Annotated in this window: 15 protein-coding genes; 13 read left to right on the top strand and 2 right to left on the bottom strand. The window is 63.6% G+C overall.

Features of this window, described 5'->3' with window-relative positions; genetic code table 11:
* The first annotated feature begins 10 nt into the window (after window positions 1–10).
* The 13 genes from AB5Y54_RS06125 to tldD all read left to right on the top strand — a co-directional run bounded on the left by AB5Y54_RS06125 (window position 11) and on the right by tldD (window position 17,980).
* Window positions 11–481, top strand: coding sequence for a prepilin-type N-terminal cleavage/methylation domain-containing protein (locus AB5Y54_RS06125; RefSeq protein ID WP_201997442.1), 471 nt, complete (start codon window positions 11–13; stop codon window positions 479–481).
* Window positions 468–1,040 carry a prepilin-type N-terminal cleavage/methylation domain-containing protein gene (locus AB5Y54_RS06120; RefSeq protein WP_201997441.1) on the top strand — a complete coding sequence of 191 codons (573 nt, stop codon included), beginning with the start codon at window positions 468–470 and terminating at the stop codon, window positions 1,038–1,040. The genes AB5Y54_RS06125 and AB5Y54_RS06120 overlap by 14 nt, the downstream gene beginning before the upstream one ends.
* On the top strand, window positions 1,040–1,885 hold the full coding sequence (locus AB5Y54_RS06115) for a PilW family protein (protein WP_368153372.1): 846 nt from the start codon (window positions 1,040–1,042) through the stop codon (window positions 1,883–1,885). The genes AB5Y54_RS06120 and AB5Y54_RS06115 overlap by 1 nt, the downstream gene beginning before the upstream one ends.
* Complete coding sequence (locus tag AB5Y54_RS06110; RefSeq protein WP_039040430.1) at window positions 1,875–2,342, top strand: MSHA biogenesis protein MshP; 468 nt, start codon at window positions 1,875–1,877, stop codon at window positions 2,340–2,342. Before AB5Y54_RS06115 ends, AB5Y54_RS06110 begins: the two co-directional genes overlap by 11 nt.
* A 25-nt stretch (window positions 2,343–2,367) precedes the next feature.
* Window positions 2,368–6,708: a DUF6701 domain-containing protein gene (locus AB5Y54_RS06105; protein ID WP_362780573.1), complete on the top strand. Its 4,341-nt coding sequence runs from the start codon at window positions 2,368–2,370 to the stop codon at window positions 6,706–6,708.
* A 216-nt stretch (window positions 6,709–6,924) separates the two neighbouring features.
* Complete coding sequence (locus AB5Y54_RS06100) at window positions 6,925–7,965, top strand: rod shape-determining protein (RefSeq protein WP_005308111.1); 1,041 nt, start codon at window positions 6,925–6,927, stop codon at window positions 7,963–7,965.
* Between the two features lie 41 nt (window positions 7,966–8,006).
* A complete protein-coding gene (gene mreC / locus AB5Y54_RS06095; protein ID WP_275874492.1) occupies window positions 8,007–8,915 on the top strand; it encodes a rod shape-determining protein MreC in 909 nt (302 codons plus the stop codon).
* The gene (gene mreD / locus AB5Y54_RS06090; RefSeq protein ID WP_010672635.1) at window positions 8,915–9,400 is read left to right on the top strand and encodes a rod shape-determining protein MreD; all 486 of its coding nucleotides are present in this window, start codon (window positions 8,915–8,917) and stop codon (window positions 9,398–9,400) included. Before mreC ends, mreD begins: the two co-directional genes overlap by 1 nt.
* A 52-nt stretch (window positions 9,401–9,452) precedes the next feature.
* Window positions 9,453–10,040, top strand: a complete 588-nt coding sequence (locus AB5Y54_RS06085) for a nucleoside triphosphate pyrophosphatase (protein WP_010672636.1) — start codon at window positions 9,453–9,455, stop codon at window positions 10,038–10,040.
* A 79-nt stretch (window positions 10,041–10,119) separates the two neighbouring features.
* Window positions 10,120–11,589, top strand: a complete 1,470-nt coding sequence (rng, locus tag AB5Y54_RS06080) for a ribonuclease G (RefSeq protein ID WP_010672637.1) — start codon at window positions 10,120–10,122, stop codon at window positions 11,587–11,589.
* Window positions 11,590–15,489 (top strand): YhdP family protein, encoded by a 3,900-nt coding sequence (locus AB5Y54_RS06075; protein WP_161646827.1) that lies wholly within the window; start codon window positions 11,590–11,592, stop codon window positions 15,487–15,489.
* Between the two features lie 178 nt (window positions 15,490–15,667).
* Entirely contained in the window at window positions 15,668–16,474 is an 807-nt protein-coding gene (locus AB5Y54_RS06070) for a carbon-nitrogen hydrolase family protein (protein ID WP_368153370.1), read from the top strand.
* Window positions 16,475–16,531: 57 nt separating this feature from the next.
* Complete coding sequence (gene tldD, locus AB5Y54_RS06065) at window positions 16,532–17,980, top strand: metalloprotease TldD (protein WP_161469776.1); 1,449 nt, start codon at window positions 16,532–16,534, stop codon at window positions 17,978–17,980.
* Between the two features lie 103 nt (window positions 17,981–18,083).
* On the opposite strand, the gene AB5Y54_RS06060 is transcribed toward tldD, so the two are convergent.
* Window positions 18,084–18,287 (bottom strand): hypothetical protein, encoded by a 204-nt coding sequence (locus AB5Y54_RS06060; RefSeq protein ID WP_041212219.1) that lies wholly within the window; start codon window positions 18,285–18,287, stop codon window positions 18,084–18,086.
* Window positions 18,288–18,446: 159 nt separating this feature from the next.
* Entirely contained in the window at window positions 18,447–19,169 is a 723-nt protein-coding gene (locus AB5Y54_RS06055; protein ID WP_045522936.1) for a MarC family NAAT transporter, read from the bottom strand.
* Window positions 19,170–19,202 lie beyond the last annotated feature (33 nt).

Raw genomic sequence — 19,202 nt, 5'->3', positions numbered from 1 at the left:
TAGGGTCTTTATGCAAAAGGGTTTCACCCTGATTGAACTGGTGATCGTGATCCTGTTGCTTGGGATTCTGGCCGCCTTTGCCGTGCCTAAATGGCTGGGCAAAGGCGGCTTTGAAACCCATACCCTGCGTGACGAGCTGGTGGCCCGGCTGCGGCTGGTGCAGACCATGAACATGCAGGAAGGGGACGCGCGCTGCACCCAGCTGGTGCTGGAGGCGGGGCGTTTTGGCCATCTGACCGGGGCGAGCTGTGCGCCTGCCCCCATTTCGGGCTGGAGTGGGAATGAGCAGAGTCGCGGGCGCCTGGTGCAGGCGTCCGGCAACCTGCAATTCTCCCCCCAGGGGACATTCCATTTCGACAAGCGTAGCGGCAGGCCCCTGTGGTCTGGCTGCATCAACGGCTGCGAACTGGCGGTCAGCAGCGGCCAGGAGAGTGCCCGGCTGCGCATCGAGCCGGAAGGCTATATCCATGCGATCCCCTAAGATCCGCCGCGGCTTCACCCTGGTCGAGTTCGTGGTCGGCATCGTGCTGCTGGCCGTGGCGCTCACCGGCATCCTGGGGCTGCTTGTCAATCAGGCTCCCCAGGCGGTGGATCCGGTGCAGCAGGTACGCGCCGCCCAGCTCGCCCAGCGCATCCTCGGCGAGATGCTGGAGAAGTCTTTCGACGAGCATTCCGATCACAACGGCGGCCGTTTTCGCTGTGGCGAAACGGCCGGTGTGCCCGCCTTTACCTATCCCCCCTGCACGGCGAGCGCCGACTATGGCCCCGATAGTGGCGAGACCCGCCCCTACACGTTCAACGACGTGGACGATTTCGACACGGCAGGCCGCTGGGTGGACGCCAGCTACTTTACCCAGGCCTCGGCCGCGAGCAGCGAAGAGGAGTATCGGCGCTACCAGGTGAAGATCGCGGTGGTGCCGGACACCCTCTTTGGCAGCGCGGGGGAGGGGGCCGAGTCCATCGGCAAGCGCATCACCCTGACCGTGCGCCTGCCGGACGGGAGCGAGCTGGTCTTCGGCCTCTATCGGGGGAACTACTGATGGGCAAGCCACATTCCCGTGATGCCGCGTGGGAACACCCATGTGCCAGACTCGCCTGTTACCGCGTCCGACCCGGGCGTGAGGGGGGCTTCACCCTGGTGGAACTGGTGATGGTGATCCTGCTGCTCGGGGTGATGGCGACATTTTCCAGCCAGTTTATCGGCATCGGTACCCAGATCTACGGGGATGCCAGCCGCCGCGAGCAACTGATGAGCGATGCCCGTTTCGCCCTGGAGCGGCTCAATCGCGAGGTGCGCGACGCCGTCCCCGGTTCGGTGCGGGTCGAGGACGAATGGGGCGGTGCCCAGGAGCAGGGGGCCTGTCTGCGGTTCTGGCCCATAGCCACCGCCAGTCGCTATCTGGGCTCTGTGGTCAGCACCGGGCTCAGCATAGTCACGCCATCCGTGCTCCCCAAGAAAAATGAGGATCTTGCCATCGTGTATCCCCTCGCGAGCATGGGCCTCCTGAATCAGGGTTGCCTGCAGGGAAGCTGTACCGCCCGCGTCACCGATGTGGGCAGCGACGTATCGGGCGCACTGCCCTTGACTCTCAGTAACGGTTTCGTCAAGGACTCGCCGGGGCAGCGCATCTATTTTGCGAACCAGCAGGTGCTCTATTGCGTGAGAGGGGGCAGCCTCTGGCGCATGGCCAAGTCCCTGGACGACACCCTGAGCAGCAGCGAGACCACCCGGTTGATGGCGGAGCATATTCGTCCCGCCGCCTATTACTTCTATCGGGAACCCGCCGCCTTCAACCAGAGCGAGGTGGGGCTGCGACTGGAGTTCGAGCAGCGCGACGAGCACGTCGTCTTCCACCACAAGCTGGAGACTCTCAATGTGCCCTGACACTCCCACCATGGTGAGGTCCCAGCGGGGCAGCGCCATCCTGATCGCCCTCTTCGTCATCGTCATCATGGCCCTGCTGGCGGCGGCCATGGGGCGTTTCCTGGTGGACAGCAGCGAGAAGCATACGGTGGAGGTGCGCGGCGTGCGTGCCCTGATGGCGGCCCAGAGCGGGCTCGAAGTTGCACTGTACCGGCTCTATCCCAATGGGGAGTGGCAGGGGCAGGCCAGCCGGTGCGTCCCCATAGCGCTCGACTTCACCGAGCCCGGGCTTGCCGGGTGTCAGGCCAGCATCACCTGCAACAGGGTGACGGTGAGTGCGGCCGGAGGGACCCAGACCGGATACCGATTCAGCAGCGAAGGGCGCTGTGGCCAGCCCGATGCCGGCAGCGGCCCGAACCCCGATTTTGCCGTCAGCCGCACCCTGGTGGCGGAAGCCTTTGATGGAGCGACGCCATGAGCCCCCTGCCAAGGAGCCAGACCCCATGAAGTCCAGCCAGCCTCTTCGCGGCGCCCTGTTGTGGATCTTGCTGGGATCCACCTCGGTGCAGGCCGCCAGCCAGTGTACCGAAGCCTTCCTCTTCCCGGTGCAGAGCCACGCCTCCCCCGGCGTGCTGAGCATGAACAATGAAAGCAAGATCATCAGCACCACTGTGGGGGCCAGTTACCCCTTCCTGACCAAAAACATCCAGCCCAACGCCAACTGCAACAACGGTGGTTTCTGGAACAACGGCACCTGGGTCTCCAATTGCAACGTCAGCGGCGCCCTTGCCAGTGTGCTCAAGGATGTGACCTTCATCAGCGACCCCGACGCGTTTCCGGCCAACCCGGGGGGCTTCCCCTCCTACAGCGGGAAAAATGATCTCGCTTGCGACGGGGCCATCTCTCCTGCTGCCGGTGACTACAAGAACGCCTCGTGGGGGGGCAACAGCTGCGTGGCGACCCTGAAATCGGGCCAGACCTATCGCTTCGATACCTTGTCTATCAGCGAAGGGGCGATGATCAACCTCAACGGTGCGACCGTCTATGCCCAGAAGATGACCATCAAGAATGGTTACAACAGTGGCGTCACCGGGTCGGGAGACCTTCATGTGAACGATCTGACGGTGACTGGTCAGGGCAAGCTCAATGACGCCAGGGTCACCGTCTACAGCACCCTTGAGGTCTCGGGCAATGGCAATACCGGGACTGCCGTCTTCCAGCCGCACTACCTGGACAAGGTCACCATGGAGGTCTCTGCCAGTGGCCAGAGCGTGCTCATGGGGGCAGGGGACTGGTTTATCAAAAGCCTGGGGATGAAGAGCAACAGTGCCATGACCTTCCAGGGGCAGAGCTCCCTCGCCGTCTATGGGCTCAAGATGGAAAACGAGAGCCGGATCTCCGCCGCAGGGAGTCGCAGCGATCTGACGCTCCTGCTTCACCAGACCCTGGAGGTGAGCGGCAACGGCACCCTCAACGGATATCTGCAGGCCCGCTACCTCAAGACGTTCAAACACCAGAGCACCTCCAACATCAATTTCTACTTTCGTGGCGGCAACCACTGGATAGACAAGATGGAGCTCGGCCAGAACGACAAGCTGATCTTTGACAGCGGCAGTGCCGCGAGGTTGTACATCAAGAGCGATCTGGCCCTGAGCGACCAGATGGAGGTCAATGCCGGGGGCAAGGCCAACGACCTGATGATGTATCACTTCGGCAAGGTCACCATGAGCGGCAACACCAAACTCAACGCCATTCTCTATGTGAACACCGGGGATCTGGCCATGAGTGGCCAGGCCGTGCTGACCGGTGCCGTGTCGGCGGTGAACGTCTCCATGACCAACAACAGCCAGGTGATCCACGAGCCCTTCAACGGCGACTGGCCGGGCATGTGTGAAGACCCACTGACCTGTTTCAGCGACGACTTCTCCGCCAGTACCCTCAGCAGCGACTGGGTGGTGGCTCAACGCAATGGCAGTACCTTGCCCTCTTTGCAAAACGGTCGCCTGCGGCTGACCCAGAATACGACCAACCAGGCCACCTCTGCGACCTTCCAGCGCCTCTTCCCGGGGGCCAGCAATCTGGTGACTATCGAGTTCGATCAGTATGCCTACAAGACCTCCGGCTCGAGCGGGGCGGACGGGATGGCGGTGGTGCTCTCCGATGCGACGATCACGCCCCAGCCCGGCGCCTTCGGTGGCCCGCTGGGTTATGGCTTCAAGACCGGGATCAGCGGTTTTGCCGGTGGCTGGATGGGGGTCGGTATCGACGAATACGGCAACTATGCCAACGAGGGGGGCTCCTATAATCCCGGGTCTCGTCCTCAGGCCGTTTCCATTCGTGGCTCCGGTGCCAGTTCGGGGACCTCGGGCTATCGGTATCTGGCGGGAACTGCGAGCAACCTGAGCCCGGCAGTGGACAGCGGAACCAATGGCAACCGCCCCCATCGTTACCGCATCACCATTGACTCGCGCACTGCCGGCAGTTCACTTGCGTCGGTTGAGCGGAACACGGGCTCGGGCTACACCATGCTGGTGGGGCCCATCAATATGGTGAACCAGACGGGGCAGGCGGCGGTGCCCGCCAACTTCCTGCTGTCGCTCACCGGCTCCACCGGTTCTGTGACGAACTACCATGAGCTCGACAACGTCCGGATCTGCGCCCTCAAATCCAATCCGGTGGGGACCCAGATCGATCACTTCGAGTTCGATCACTCCGGTCAGGCCCTGACCTGTAACCCCGAGACCCTCACCATCCGGGCCTGCGCCAACGCCAGTTGCAGCCAACTGTTCACGGACCCGGTGAGCGCCGTCCTGACCCCCCTGAAGAATGGCAGCAACGGCTGGATAGCCGGCAGCCAGGTGAGCTACAGCGGCAACACGGCCACCGTCAATTTCAGCGGCGGCACGACCACCTTGCAGCTACGCAACAATCTGGCGACGGCCATCACAGTGGGGGTGAGCGGCTCGACGCCGTCCACCAAACCCCTGAGCACCACCCTGTGCCGCGCCGGCAGTGGTGCCCTGAGCGCCGCCGCCTGTACCTTGAGCTTCGCCGACAGCGGCTTCGTGTTCAATGTGCTGGATACCGATGCCAACAAGCCACAGGATGTGGTGATAAGCGCCGTAAAGAAAGACGATGTGACCAAGCTGTGCGTTCCCGGTTTTGCCAGCGTGAGCAAGCCGGTCAGCGTCTGGGGGTCTTATGTCACCCCCAATGCCAATGCATTTGGCAGTCAGGTCACGATAGATGGCAATTCTGTCTCGACTTATGCCGCCAATGTGGCTTCGCCGGCGGGCACTGTCATCAACTTGAATTTCGATAGCCAGGGTAAGGCAACGCTGAAGAAAGTGAACTATCCGGATGCTGGGCAGATGCGACTCAATGCCCGTCACGATGGCAGTGGCGACACGGCAGGACTGGTGATGACGGGCTCGGATCTGTTCGTCAGCCGCCCGGCCGGGCTCTGCATCACGCCCACCCAGGGGACCTGTGCGGCAGGGGATGCCAGTTGTCCGGTGTTCAAGAAGACCGGTGAGGCGTTCCAGCTGAATATCAAAGGGGTGGCTTGGCAAGCGGATGATGACAAGGACCTGTGCAGCGGCAACCTGGCGACCCCCAACTTCGCGCTGGCCAATATTGCGCTCGGCAGCGAGCTGGTGGCGCCCAAACCAGGGGAAGGGGCGGTGGTCGGCACGTCCAGCTACGACCACTCCAACCAGAAGGACAGCAACCTCAACTCCGTCGGCCAGTCGGTCAACGAAGTCGGGGTGTTCCGGATGACGGCGACGCCACCGACCTTGGGTTACTTTGGCTACACCATACCCGCCGCCAGCAGCGTGCCGGTAGGGCGCTTCGTGCCCTGGGATTTCAATCTGATGAGCAGTGATGTTGTGCCAGCCTGTGAGGATATGACGGCACCAGAGCGAGACTTTACCTATATGAGTCAGCCATTTGGCATTGAGCTGGAGGTGGTGGCCCGTAACATGGCGGGGGGGCAGACCCAGAACTATACGGGTCTCTTTGCCAAGGGGGAAGCCTATATCACGACAGCCAACAACAAGGATGGCAACTCGCTGTCGAGTCGCTTGCGTAGCCTACAGCCCCTGCCATGGCTCAACGGGCGAGCGGCGTTTACCGGCACCAGCGAGTTCGTGCGCCTGTCCGACACCCAGCCGGACGGACCCTACAAGTCGCTGTTATTTGGTCTCTATATGAGGGACAACGATGGTGACCACTCCCTGATTGCCAGCCCGAACTTCAATGATGCTGTGGTGGGGGATTGCAACGGTAGCGGATGCAATGCCCGGCTGCTCGACAGTGTGCCGATGCAAGCCTATTTCGGTCGATTACTGGCCAGTACCCGGCAGGGAGTTGCCAGCGCCCCGCTTGCGTTGCCGCTGCAGGTGCAATATTTCGAAGGGGGGGGGTGGAAAATCAATCAAGCGGATGTTTGTACACAACTATCTCTGGCTAATAATGGTTTTGATCCGGCAACCATCCTGGATCCGACGCGCAAGATCAGTTTCAACAACGGCTCCTATGAGGTCACGGGTCAGGTGCCAGGAACCACGCCGCCGCAATCTTTCCGCAGTACGCTGACGCTCAGTGGTTTGGCTGCGCCAGCCAGTGTAGCGACGGCAAACAAAGGTGAGATCCTGTTTCATTTCTCTGCGCTAGTACCAGTACCAAATAAAGTTGTTGGCATCCCCTACAAGGTGGAATTGTCGAAACAGCCGTCACGGCCACTCTGGCTGTCGGATCCACTTACTCAGGCGGGGGAGGCCATTTTCGGCTCCACTCGAGGTAACGATCGCATTATTTATCGCCGCGAAGTGATGCCCTGACACCCGGGCTGACACGGGGAGATAGACGCATTGCTGTACAGTGGCGTCTTATCTCCTTGTTTCGTAGTGTTTGTCGGCCTGAGCGGGTGAGTGATGACTCGCATTTTTGTCGCGCCTGATTGATTGGCGACAGTTTGAGCGCTTGCCCATTGGGGTGGGCATTGGTAAAGTTAGCCGGTTTTCTGCACCTCCAAATTCTTAGGATTTCCCGTAGCCATGTTCAAAAAGCTCAGAGGCGTCTTTTCCAACGATCTGTCGATCGACTTGGGAACTGCCAACACCCTGATCTATGTAAAAGATCAAGGGATCGTCCTTAACGAACCCTCAGTTGTCGCCATTCGCCAAGAGCGCGGGAACGCCAAATCGGTCGCTGCTGTCGGTCATGCCGCCAAGCAGATGCTGGGTCGTACCCCGGGTAACATCTCCGCCATTCGCCCGATGAAAGACGGCGTGATCGCCGATTTCTACGTGACCGAGAAGATGCTGCAGCACTTCATCAAACAGGTTCACGACAACAACTATTTCCGCCCCAGCCCGCGCGTGCTGGTGTGCGTACCCTGCGGCTCCACTCAGGTGGAACGTCGCGCCATCAAGGAATCCGCTCTGGGCGCCGGCGCCCGCGAGGTTTACCTGATCGATGAACCCATGGCTGCCGCCATCGGTGCCGGCCTGCCGGTCTCCGAAGCGACCGGTTCCATGGTGGTGGACATCGGTGGCGGTACCACCGAAGTGGCCATCATCTCCCTGAACGGCGTGGTCTACTCCCAGTCCGTCCGTATCGGTGGCGACAAGTTCGACGAAGCCATCATCAGCTACGTCCGTCGCAACTACGGCAGCCTGATCGGGGAAGCCACCGCCGAGCGCATCAAGCACGAGATCGGCTCCGCCTATCCGGGCGAAGAGGTGCGCGAGATCGAAGTGCGCGGTCGCAACCTGGCCGAGGGTGTGCCCCGCAGCTTCACCCTGAACTCCAACGAGATCCTGGAAGCGCTGCAAGAGCCGCTCTCCGGCATCGTCTCCGCCGTCATGGTGGCCCTGGAGCAATCCCCGCCCGAGCTGGCGTCCGACATCTCCGAGCGCGGCATGGTGCTGACCGGTGGTGGTGCCCTGCTCAAGGACATCGACCGTCTGCTGATGGAAGAGACCGGCATCCCGGTCGTCGTGGCTGAAGATCCCCTCACTTGTGTCGCCCGTGGCGGTGGCAAGGCGCTGGAGCTGATCGATATGCACGGTGGCGATCTGTTCCACTACGAATAAGACCCAAAGCCGGCCGAGCGCCGGCTCTTTTTTGACGACTCATGAAACCCATCTTCGGTAGAGGCCCTTCGCTTCAGTTACGGTTGTTTCTCGCCGTCATCATCTCCGTCGCTGCCATCGTCGCGGATTCCCGCTTCGGTGTGTTTGCGCATGCCCGCGTTTATCTGAGCTCCCTGGTGAGCCCGCTGCAATACATCGCCAACGCCCCCGGCACCCTGCTCGACACCATGTCGACCCAGGTGCAGACCCGCGCCGATCTCATCGAGCAGACCAAGCAGCAGGAGCAGCAACTGTTCACCCTGCGCTCGCGCCTGCTCAAGATGGATCAGCTGGAGCACGAGAACCAGCGTCTGCGCGAGCTGCTGGGGTCGCCGGTACACAAGGAGTCCCGCAAGATGGTGGCCGAGCTGCTGTCGGTGGATTCCGACCCCTTCAGCCATCAGGTGCTGATCAACAAGGGGGCGCTGGATGGCGTCTACAACGGCCAGCCGGTGATCAACGATCAGGGGGTGGTCGGCCAGGTGCTCCACGTGGGCTCCACCACCAGTCGCGTCCTGCTCATCACCGACTCTAGCCACGGCATCCCGGTGCGGGTGCTGCGCAACGACTTGCGCGCCATCGCCTCCGGCAGCGGCGAGCTGGACAAGCTGGAGCTGCGCAACCTGCCCCGCAACACCGACGTCCAGGTCGGCGATCTGCTGGTCACCTCGGGCCTGGGCGGCCGCTTCCCGGAAGGTTATCCGGTGGCGACCGTGACCCGCTCCGACTATGTGGAGGGCAAGCCCTTCGCCCAGATCGAGGCCAAGCCGCTGGTGGCGCTGGACCGTCTGCGCTACCTGCTGCTGCTGTGGACCGACAAGAAACCGGAAGTACACGACAAGGATGCCCTTGAGCCTGCGGCGAGCGCCTCGGCGGCCACGGCAACCTCGGCGGCGGGGGCGACGCGCTGATGCTGCAACCCGCCAGCGGCAGGATCTGGATCTGGTGTTCGATCCTGCTGGCCCTGTGCCTCTCCATCCTGCCGCTTCCCTTTCAATTCGAACCCTTCCGTCCGGACTGGCTTGCCATGGTGCTCATCTACTGGGCGCTGGCGCTGCCCCACCGGACCAACGTCGGCACCGCCTGGGTGGCGGGCCTGCTGCTGGACGTGCTGCTCGGCAGCACCCTCGGCGTGCGGGCCATGGCCATGGCCATCACCACCTACCTGGCGGCATTCCAGTTCCAGAAGATCCGCAACTTCTCCCTCTGGCAGCAGGCGCTGATCATCGGTCTGCTCTCCCTGGTGGGGAAGATCACCGTGTTCTGGGCGGAGCATCTGTTCAGCCGGGCCAGCCTCAACTTCGCCTACTTTTGGTCGACGTTGACGACGATGTTAATATGGCCCTGGATTTTTATGGTCTTGCGCAAGGTGCGGCGTCGCTTCAATATCAAGTGAATGTGAATAAAAACAACGCATTGTAACTGCGCATCGTCTCATTGAGTGAAGTATGAACAAGCACAACGAACTGCAACTCTATCTCGCCTCGGGCTCCCCCCGCCGGCACGAACTTCTGACCCGCCTGGGCTACCGTTTCGAGGTCCTCAAGCTGGATGTGCCGGAGCTGCGCAACGACGGTGAGAAGCCCCAGGATTACGTCTGCCGGCTGGCCCGCGACAAGGCCATGGCCGGTGTGGCAGCGGCGCCCACGGCGCTGCCTGTGCTGGGGGCCGACACCATAGTGGTGCTGGGGGAGCGGGTGCTGGAGAAACCCTCCGACCTGCTGGACGCCAAGGACATGCTGGAAGCCCTCTCCGGGCGAGTACACCAGGTGATGACGGCGGTGGCCCTGGCCACCCCGGAGCGGTGCGATGTGCGGCTGGTCACCACCAACGTGGCGTTTCGCAAGCTGGACGAGGCCGAGATCGAAGCCTACTGGCGCACCGGCGAGCCGTGCGACAAGGCGGGCGCTTATGCTATCCAGGGCATTGCCGGCAAATTCGTCAGTCGCCTCGAGGGGAGCTACAGTGCCGTGGTCGGCCTGCCCCTGCTGGAGACGGACCTGTTGATCAAGCAGCACCTCGAGCAGACCCGGTAATCCTCTCGTCAGCAGTGCGCTGCTGAGTTACCCGTTGTTCGTCGTGCCAGAATTCAAAACTAGAAAGGCAAGGTAACTTATGTCGGTAGAACTGCTGGTAAACGTCACCCCCTCCGAAACCCGGGTCGCCCTGGTCGAGAACGGTCTGCTGCAGGAAGTGCATGTGGAGCGTCAGGCCAAGCGCGGCATCGTGGGCAATATCTACAAGGGCAAGATCAGCCGCGTGCTGCCCGGCATGCAGGCCGCCTTCGTCGACATCGGCATGGACAAGGCCGCCTTCCTGCACGCCTCCGACATCGTCCCCCATACCGAGTGCGTGGCGATCAAGGAGAAGGAGCAGTTCCAGGCCGGCAACATCGCCGAACTGGTGCGCCAGGGGCAGGACATCATGGTACAGGTGGTCAAAGACCCGCTCGGTACCAAGGGGGCCCGCCTCACCACCGACATCACCCTGCCATCCCGTTATCTGGTCTTCATGCCGGGCAGTGCCCACGTGGGGGTCTCCCAGCGCATCGAATCCGAGGCGGAGCGCGAGCGCCTCAAGCGCACCGTGGCCGGCTATGTGGACGAACTGGGCGGCTACATCATCCGCACCGCCGCCGAAGGGGTGGGGGAGCAGGAGCTGGAGCAGGACGCCGCCTTCTTGAAGCGCCTGTGGCGCAAGATCCTCGAGCGCAAGCAGAAGTATCCCCCCTGCAAGATCCTCTACGAGGATCCCAGCCTGGCATTCAGGGTGGTGCGTGACTTCGTCGGTGCCGAGCTCGACAAGATCCGGGTCGACTCGCGCCAGAGCTTCGATCAGCTCAAGCGCTTCACCGAGGAGTACGTGCCCGAGCTGGCCAACAAGCTGGAGTACTACACCGGCGAGTCGCCGATCTTCGATCTCTACGACGTGGAGAACGAGATCCAGCGGGCCCTGGAGCGCAAGGTGGAGCTGAAATCCGGCGGCTACCTCATCATCGACCAGACCGAAGCCATGACCACGGTGGACATCAACACCGGGGCCTTCGTCGGCCATCGCAATCTGGAAGAGACCATCTTCAACACCAACGTCGAGGCCACTGCCGCCATCGCCCGTCACCTGCGCCTGCGCAACCTCGGCGGCATCATCATCATCGACTTCATCGACATGCAGTCCGAGGATCACCGTCGCCGGGTGCTGCACAGCCTGGAGCTGGCGCTGGCCAAGGACAGGGCCAAGACCAACGTCAACGGTTTCTCCCAGCTCGGGCTGGTGGAGATGACCCGCAAGCGCACCCGGGAGAGCCTTGAGCACGTGCTCTGCGCCGAGTGCCCCGAGTGCAAGGGGCGCGGCCGGGTCAAGACGGTGGAGTCGGTCTGCTTCGAGATCCTGCGGGAGATCATCCGGGTCAACCGCGCCTACGACGCGGATCAGTTCACCGTCTATGCGGCCCCCTCGGTGGCCGATTACCTGCGGGGGGAAGAGTCTCACAGTCTGGCGGAGCTGGAAGTCTTCATCGGCAAGCAGGTCAGGGTGGTCTCCGAGCCGCTCTGTGGGCAGGAACAGTTCGATGTGGTGATGATGTAATTGGTCTATCGCTGGCTGAGTCGGGGCTGGTTGGCCCTCGGAGTCTTCTTCGTGCTGCTGGCCGTTCTGGTCAGCGTGGTACGACTGGGCGGCCCTTTGCTCAACCAGCACCGGGCGGCCGTGATAGGGACCCTGCTCGGAGAGAGTCAGCTCGAGGTGAGCGTGGATCACGTCGGGCTGGAGTGGACTCCCCGCGGCCCGGCCATCGGGCTGGAAGGACTGGCCATCGCCCCCGATTCGGGGCGTTTCTCCCTGCGCCTTGGCAAGGTGTGGGCCCACCTCGACTTCTGGCGCTCCCTCAACGAACTCAGACCGGTGTTTGGCCAGTTGATCCTGAGCGACGGCAACATCGCGCTGGACATGACCCAGCCCGCCACCCCCGTCAGCGGGAAGAGCGCGAACCAGCAGGAGGCCCTGCTGCGCTTCCTGCTGACCCAGCTCTCCACCTTCGACATTCACGACACACGCCTGAGCCTCACCACGGCACTGGGGGAGGTGCGCGCCCTCGACATCGCCCAGTTGCGCTGGCAGAACCGCGGCAAGCGGCATCAGGGGGTCGGCAAGGCCTATCTCATCAACGGGGTGGGAGAGAGCACCCTGGACCTCATCATCGATGTGGATGCCCCCGAGGTGCGGCTCGACCGCCTCAAGGGCCAGCTCTATCTGGGGGCCAGCGAGCTGGACATCAGCCCCATGCTGGCCCGGATCCACGCCGGCGCGCCGCCGGTGAGCGGCCAGCTCGACTTCCAGCTCTGGAGCGAGTTCGAGAAGGGCAGGCTCGGCAACTCCCTGCTGGCCTTTGGCAACAACCACCTGATCTGGAAAGACGAGATCAAGGGGGAGCCGCACCGCCTCGACCTGCAGGGGGGCAAGATCCAGCTGCGCCGGGACGGCGAGGCGTGGCAGCTCGCCAGCCACGACGTCATCTTCAAGCTCGATGGCGCCACCTGGCTGCACAGCCGCCTGCAGCTCGAGCGCATCGGCTCACGCATCCAGGGCTATGTGCCCGCCATCGATCTCGACCAGATTGCCAACCTGAGCCAGCTGGTCTCCGGCCTCTATCCCGAGCTGACCGAGACCCTCAAGCGCACCCGGCCAAGGGGCCAGTTGCAGGAGCTGGTCCTGCAAGCCGACGGGGACTGGCAGGGGCTCTCTTTGCAGGGGCAACTGCGCGGCTTCGGGACCCGGGCCTGGCACGATGTGCCCGGTCTGCAAAAGCTGGACGGTGACTTCTGGCTGACCCCGAACGGGGGGCGTGCCCGCCTGACTCTGGGCAAGGGCAAGGTGGATCCGGCCCGCCACTTCAAGGAACCCATCCCGGTGGACAGCCTGAGTGCGGCCCTCGACTGGTGGCGGGTGCCGCAAGGCTGGGTGCTCTATGGTCAGGACATTGCCCTGGACAACCCGGATCTGCGCCTCGCCAGCCGGTTTCGCCTCGAGCTGTTCGAGCACCCCTTCCTCGCCCTGACCGGGCGCATCGACGTCAAGAACGCGGCCCATGCGGATCGCTACTACCCCCTGGCGGTGATGGATGAGGGGCTGGTGAGCTACCTGAGCGGCGCCATCAAGGGGGGCAAGGCCAAGGGGGCCGACCTGCTCTGGTACGGCGAATTCCGTGACTTCCCCTACGACAACGGCAAGGGCGTCTTCCAGGTGGCGGTGCCGCTGCAACAGGCCACCTACGAGTTTTTCCCGGGCTGGCAGCCGCTGACCGACCTGCAGATCGATCTGCTGTTCCAGAACGCCAGCCTCGACATGAACAGCCGCGCCACCCAGCTCGGCAAGGCCAGCTCCGACTCGGTGCACGCCTGGATCCCGGACCTCTATCCGGGGGCTCACCTCTACGTGGATGCCAAGGTTGAGGGCGAGGGCAAGGCCATCAGCGACTATTTGCAGGACTCGCCGCTGGGGGGATCCGTCGGTCAGGCGCTGCGGGAGGTGGAGATCCGCGGCCCCATGAAGGGCACGGTGAAGCTTGACATACCGCTGGATGGCGAGGGGGAGGTCAAGGCCAGCGGGGAAGCCAGCTTCAAGGACAACAAGGTGAGGATCGCCTCCCTGGATCTGCCCCTCGACGGGGTCGCAGGAACGCTCGAGTATGACAACGAGCAGACGCGCATTCACAACCTCAAGGCCAGCCTGTGGAACCAGCCGCTGACCCTGGATTATCAGGGGCGGCAACTGCCCCACGGCTATCAGGCCGACCTCAAGTTCCAGGGGCAGTGGGACAGCCGCCGCCAGCGCCGGGACATACCGGCCCTCGAGATGCTCCAGGGGCGCAGCAACTGGTCCGGTACTCTGGGGCTGACCCTGCCCGAGAACAAGGCGTTCAGCTTCCAGCTGGCGCTGGACTCCAACCTGCAGGGCATGGGGCTGGATCTGCCTGTGCCCCTGACCAAGGCGGCGGGTACCCGGCTGCCCCTCAAGGTGACGGCCCGTGGGCGGGATGGCAGCGCCGACATCCGCGCCGTGCTGGGGGCGGACATCGACATGCAGAGCCGCCTGGTGTACGGCGACGGCGTCCCCTATCTCAGCCGGGTGCGGGTCAACATCGGCCAGCCCGGGGCGCGGGTGATGCAGGACAAGCCCATGCTGCTCGCCATCAACCAGCAGCAGGCGGACGTGGCCGGCTGGCTGGCCCGTTTCAAGCAGTGGCTGCCGGCCGGTTCGGCGCCGAGTGACAATGCGGTGGTGGGCCCCTCTTTCTTGCCCCAGGAGTGGTGGGTGGATGGCCAGCTGGCCCGTGCCGACATCGGCAGTGCCAGTCTCAAGGCGGTGCACTTCACCCTGGGGCCGGTGAACCAGGCCACCGAGGTGATGATCGACAGCCCCGACGTGATGGGGGTGGTGCGGGTGCCGGTGGCCGATGGGCGCCCCATCGATGCCAAGTTTGCCCGCATCTACTGGTCCGGCAAGGGGACCGATCTCAGCCCGGATCCCGATGAGCGCCAGGACAGGGCCATCATGAATGCCATTCCCTGGCTCACCTTCAGTTGCGTGGATTGCCGCTTCGGCGAGCTGCCCCTGGGTGAGGTGAAGGGGGAGCTGCTGCCCGGGGCCAACCGGCTGGATCTCAAGGGACTGGAGATGCGCCTGGCGGGCAGCACCCTGCGCGGCAGCGCCGAGTGGCTGGCCCGTGGCAGCCAGATGCAGACCCGTGCCAGGGTGAACCTCGAGACCCGCAACAGCGAGCTGCTGCTCAAGCGGCTCGGCTACACCTCGCCCATCGGGGATGCCCCGGGCAAGCTGGCGCTGGATCTGAACTGGCGTGACGTGCCCTACCGCCTGAGCCTGCCGACGCTGGCGGGCAGTGCCGACTACCAGCTGGAGGGAGGCACCCTGCGGGAGGTCAACGACAAGGGGGCCCGGCTGCTCTCCCTGCTGAGCCTCGACTCCCTGATGCGCAAGCTGCGCCTCGATTTTCGCGATGTGTTCGACAAGGGCTTCTATTTCGAGTCCATGTCCGCCTCCGCCAAGGTCAATCAGGGGGTGGTGGAGAACAACGACTTCTACATGAAGGGCGCCGCGGGCAACCTGCGGGGCAAGGGCATCGCGGATCTGGTGCGCTGGCGGCTCGACTTTGATCTGAGCTTCTCCCCCAACCTGGGCGGCACCCTGCCGGTGGTGGCGGCCTTCTCCCTGACCCCCATCACCGGGCTCTATGTGCTGGCCCTCTCCAAGCTGCTGGAGCCTGTGGTGGACGTGGTGACCCGCATCGATTTTCGGGTCTCCGGCCCGCTGGACGCCCCCAGGCTGGTGGAGGCGGGGCGGGATCGCGCCCGCATCAAGCTCAACCAGCACCAGAAGGATGCGGTGGATGCGGTGGCGCCCGGCCTGCCCGCCAAGGAGGTCACCCCCTTCCTGCTCGATCCCAAGCACCAGGGCTCGGGTCAGCGCTGAGGGCCAGCGCCGGGCTGGGGGACTTTCCCCCGGCCGCCAAACCCCTCATAGTGCAGATATTGCCCCGCGAGCCGAGAAGGCCTTGTGTCACCGGCTCGCCCAACAGAAGAGTGCGGATATTGCCCTGCGAGCCGAGGAGGCCTTCTGCCACCGGCTCGCCCAACAGAAGGAGCGCGTCATGTGGCTAGCCGCCATGCAGTTGATTTCGGGTCGTACCTGGCAGGATAACCGGGAGCGGATCGCCGCCGAGCTGGCGAGTCTGCCCGGGGAGCGCCCCTTGCTGGTGCTGCTGCCGGAAAACTTCGCCCTCTTTGGCGAGCGGCAGGGGTATCTGGACGGGGCAGAGCCGTTGGGAAATGGCCCAATCCAGCAGCAACTCTCTGATTGGGCCAAATCCCACGGCATCTGGCTGGTGGCCGGGGCCATGCCCACCGCCATCGCCGATGCCGACCACATCCACACCAGCACCCTGGTGTTCGATCCCAGCGGCGAGCGCAAGGGCCACTACCACAAGATCCACCTGTTCGACGTGGACGTGGCGGACAATCACGGCCGCTACCGGGAGTCGGAGACCTTCAGCCCGGGTGATCAGCCTGTGCTGGTGGACTCCCCCTTTGGTCCCCTCGGCCTTTCTATCTGTTATGATCTGCGCTTTCCCGAGCTGTACCGCCAGTTGGCCCGGGCCGGTGCCCGGGTGCTGCTGGTGCCTGCCGCCTTTACCGCCGTCACCGGCGAGGCGCACTGGGAGCCCCTGTTGCGGGCCCGTGCCATCGAGAACCAGTGCTACGTGGTGGCCGCCAACCAGGGGGGCACCCACGAGACGGGGCGCCAGACCTGGGGCCACAGCATGGTGATCGACCCCTGGGGCCGGGTGCTGGCCTGTCGGGCGTCGGGGCAGGGCACCGTGCTGGCGCCGCTGGATGGGGCCCTGATCGATGAATTGAAACGCACCATGTCGGTGCTGCAACACGCCCGCCTGCTGTGAGCCCGCGGCCGTGGATTTAACCGTTACGACATCTCGCATGAGAGTGGAGAGAAAGATTTGAGTCTATTGAGCCAGGTTAGTGCCTCCCTGTTGGCCCCGAACGATCTCGACGAAGGGCGGCTGCAACAGCTGCTCGGCAGCCTGATGAGCCATCAGGTGGAGTTCGGCGACCTCTATTTCCAGCGCAGCTGGCACGAGTCCTGGATGCTGGAGGACGGCATCGTCAAGGATGGCAGCTACAACATCGATCAGGGGGTGGGGGTGCGCGCCGTCAGCGGCGAGAAGACCGGTTTCGCCTACTCGGACGAGCTGAGCCTGCTGGCGCTGCAACAGTCGGTGACTGCCGCTCGCGGCATCGCCGCCGCCGGTGCTCACGGCAAGGTAAAAGCATGGGCTCGCACCGAAGCAAACCTGCTCTACCCGGCGCTGGATCCCCTGCAGACCCTCGACAAGCAGCAGAAAATTGCCCTGCTGGAGCAGATGGACAAGTTCGCCAGAAGCCTGGATCCCGCCATCAATCAGGTGATGGCCTCCATCAGCGGGGTCTATGAAGAGATCCTGGTGGCCGCCACCGATGGCACCCTGGCCGCCGACGTGCGCCCCCTGGTGCGCCTCTCGGTGACCGTCATCGCCGAGAAGGGGGATCGCCGTGAGCGCGGCAGCGCGGGGGGCGGTGGCCGCTTCGGTTACGACCATTTCCTCGAGCTGGACGGGCTCGAGAGCCGGGCGTTTGGCTATGTGCGTGAAGCGGTGCGCCAGGCCCTGGTCAACCTGGAGGCCATCGATGCCCCGGCCGGCACCATGCCGGTGGTGCTCGGTGCCGGCTGGCCCGGCGTGCTGCTGCACGAGGCGGTGGGTCACGGTCTGGAAGGGGACTTCAACCGCAAGGGCTCCTCCGCCTTTGCCGGGCGCATCGGCGAGCAGGTGGCTTCCAAACACTGCACCATCGTCGATGACGGCACCCTGCCGGGTCGGCGCGGCTCCGTCTCCATCGATGACGAGGGGACGCCGGGGGGCTACAACGTGCTGATCGAGAACGGCATCCTCAAGGGTTACCTGCAGGACAAGCAGAATGCTCGCCTGATGGGGGTACCGCTCACCGGCAACGGCCGCCGCGAATCCTACGCCGCCCTGCCGATGCCGCGCATGACCAACACCTACATGCTGGCGGGTCAGTACGATCCAGCGGAGATCATCGCCTCGGTGAAGAAGGGCATTTATGCCCCCAACTTCGGTGGCGGCCAGGTGGACATCACCTCCGGCAAGTTCGTCTTCTCCGCCTCCGAGGCCTACCTCATCGAGGATGGCAAGATCACCGCGCCCATCAAGGGGGCGACCCTGATCGGCAACGGCCCCGAGGCGATGAGCCAAGTTTCCATGGTGGGCCGTGATCTCGCGCTGGATCGCGGGGTCGGGGTCTGCGGCAAGGAGGGGCAGAGCGTACCGGTCGGCGTCGGCCAGCCCACCCTCAAGCTGGATCAGCTCACCGTGGGCGGCACCCAGTAAGGTCACACACCTTTGTAAACCCCGGCCCGGCGCCGGGGTTTTTATTGGAACGCGCAAGCAATAAAAAGCCCCGGCAGGCGCCGGGGCTGGGAAAGGGGTCGGGTCAGTTGACCGAAATGGCGCGGGCGTCGATGAAGAAGCGGGCATGGCCGTGGTCATCCACCCTTATCTGGGCGAGCAGGCGATCCTTTCGCTTGAACTCCCATCCTGTCTTGATCCGGGTCAGCGCGGGGCTGGCGGCACCGACCACATTCAGATACTCATGAAACAGGCTGTAGCTTCCAATCTCGGTCAGCATCTTTTCCATTTGCATATCTCCTCAAGTAATGGGCTCAGCACATGCCACGCTAGCGGCAACCTTCTGAACCCTGCCTGTACAAAAACCAGACTACCCCATCAAGATGAAGGCAATATGATCAGGCGCAAGATTAGGAGGGATTTGTACGAAAAATGACACCGTTTTCAATCAGGGCTGGCGCGGCACGGCGAGATGATCGAAGGCGGTGGATCCGGCATGGGACGGCAAGGCGGCAGCGGGTTGTTCCATCACCTGACCATGGAAGACGGGATCCTGCGCCACCTCCTTGACGCCGTTGATACAGAACTGCATACCCATGCACACCAGCAGGAAACCCATGATGCGTGTCATGGCGTCGATGCCGGTGGCACCCAGGATCTTGCACACGGGATCTGCCAGCTTGAGCACACCCCAGCTGATCAGGCTCATCAGGGCGAAGGCGGTGACCATGGCGGCATAGATGACGACGCGATCGGCCTCGGCCGGCAGCTCGGCGATCTGGGCCGCGCCGCTGATCACCAGCGCCATGGTGCCGGGTCCGCACATGCTGGGCATGGTCAGGGGCACGAAGGCGATATTCTGGTTGGCCTCGACCCCGGCAGACTGGTTTGGCGAGGGGAACAGCATGCGAAAGCCGATGAAGGCGATGATGAGGCCACCGGCCAGGCGCAGGCCGGGAATGGAGATCCCGAACAGATCCAGGATGGAGGATCCGATGAAGAAGCTGACGCACAGGGTGGCGAACAGATAGAGGGCGGCCATGTTGATCTGGCGGCGAATGTGCTCGCGGGACATGCCCTTGCTCAGTCCCAGCAGCAGGGTGGCCGTGGTGGGCGGGTTGACCATGGGCAGCAGGGCCAGCAAGGCGAGAAAGATGACCTGGAAGAACATAGTGGACCTCGGGCAGGTGGACGGATTGGGGTG

It is taken from the genome of Aeromonas sp. s9, assembly GCF_040907765.1.
GTDB lineage: Bacteria > Pseudomonadota > Gammaproteobacteria > Enterobacterales > Aeromonadaceae > Aeromonas > Aeromonas caviae.
Note: the sequence above shows the minus strand (reverse complement) of the source record. Positions and strands in the feature narration are given on the sequence as shown.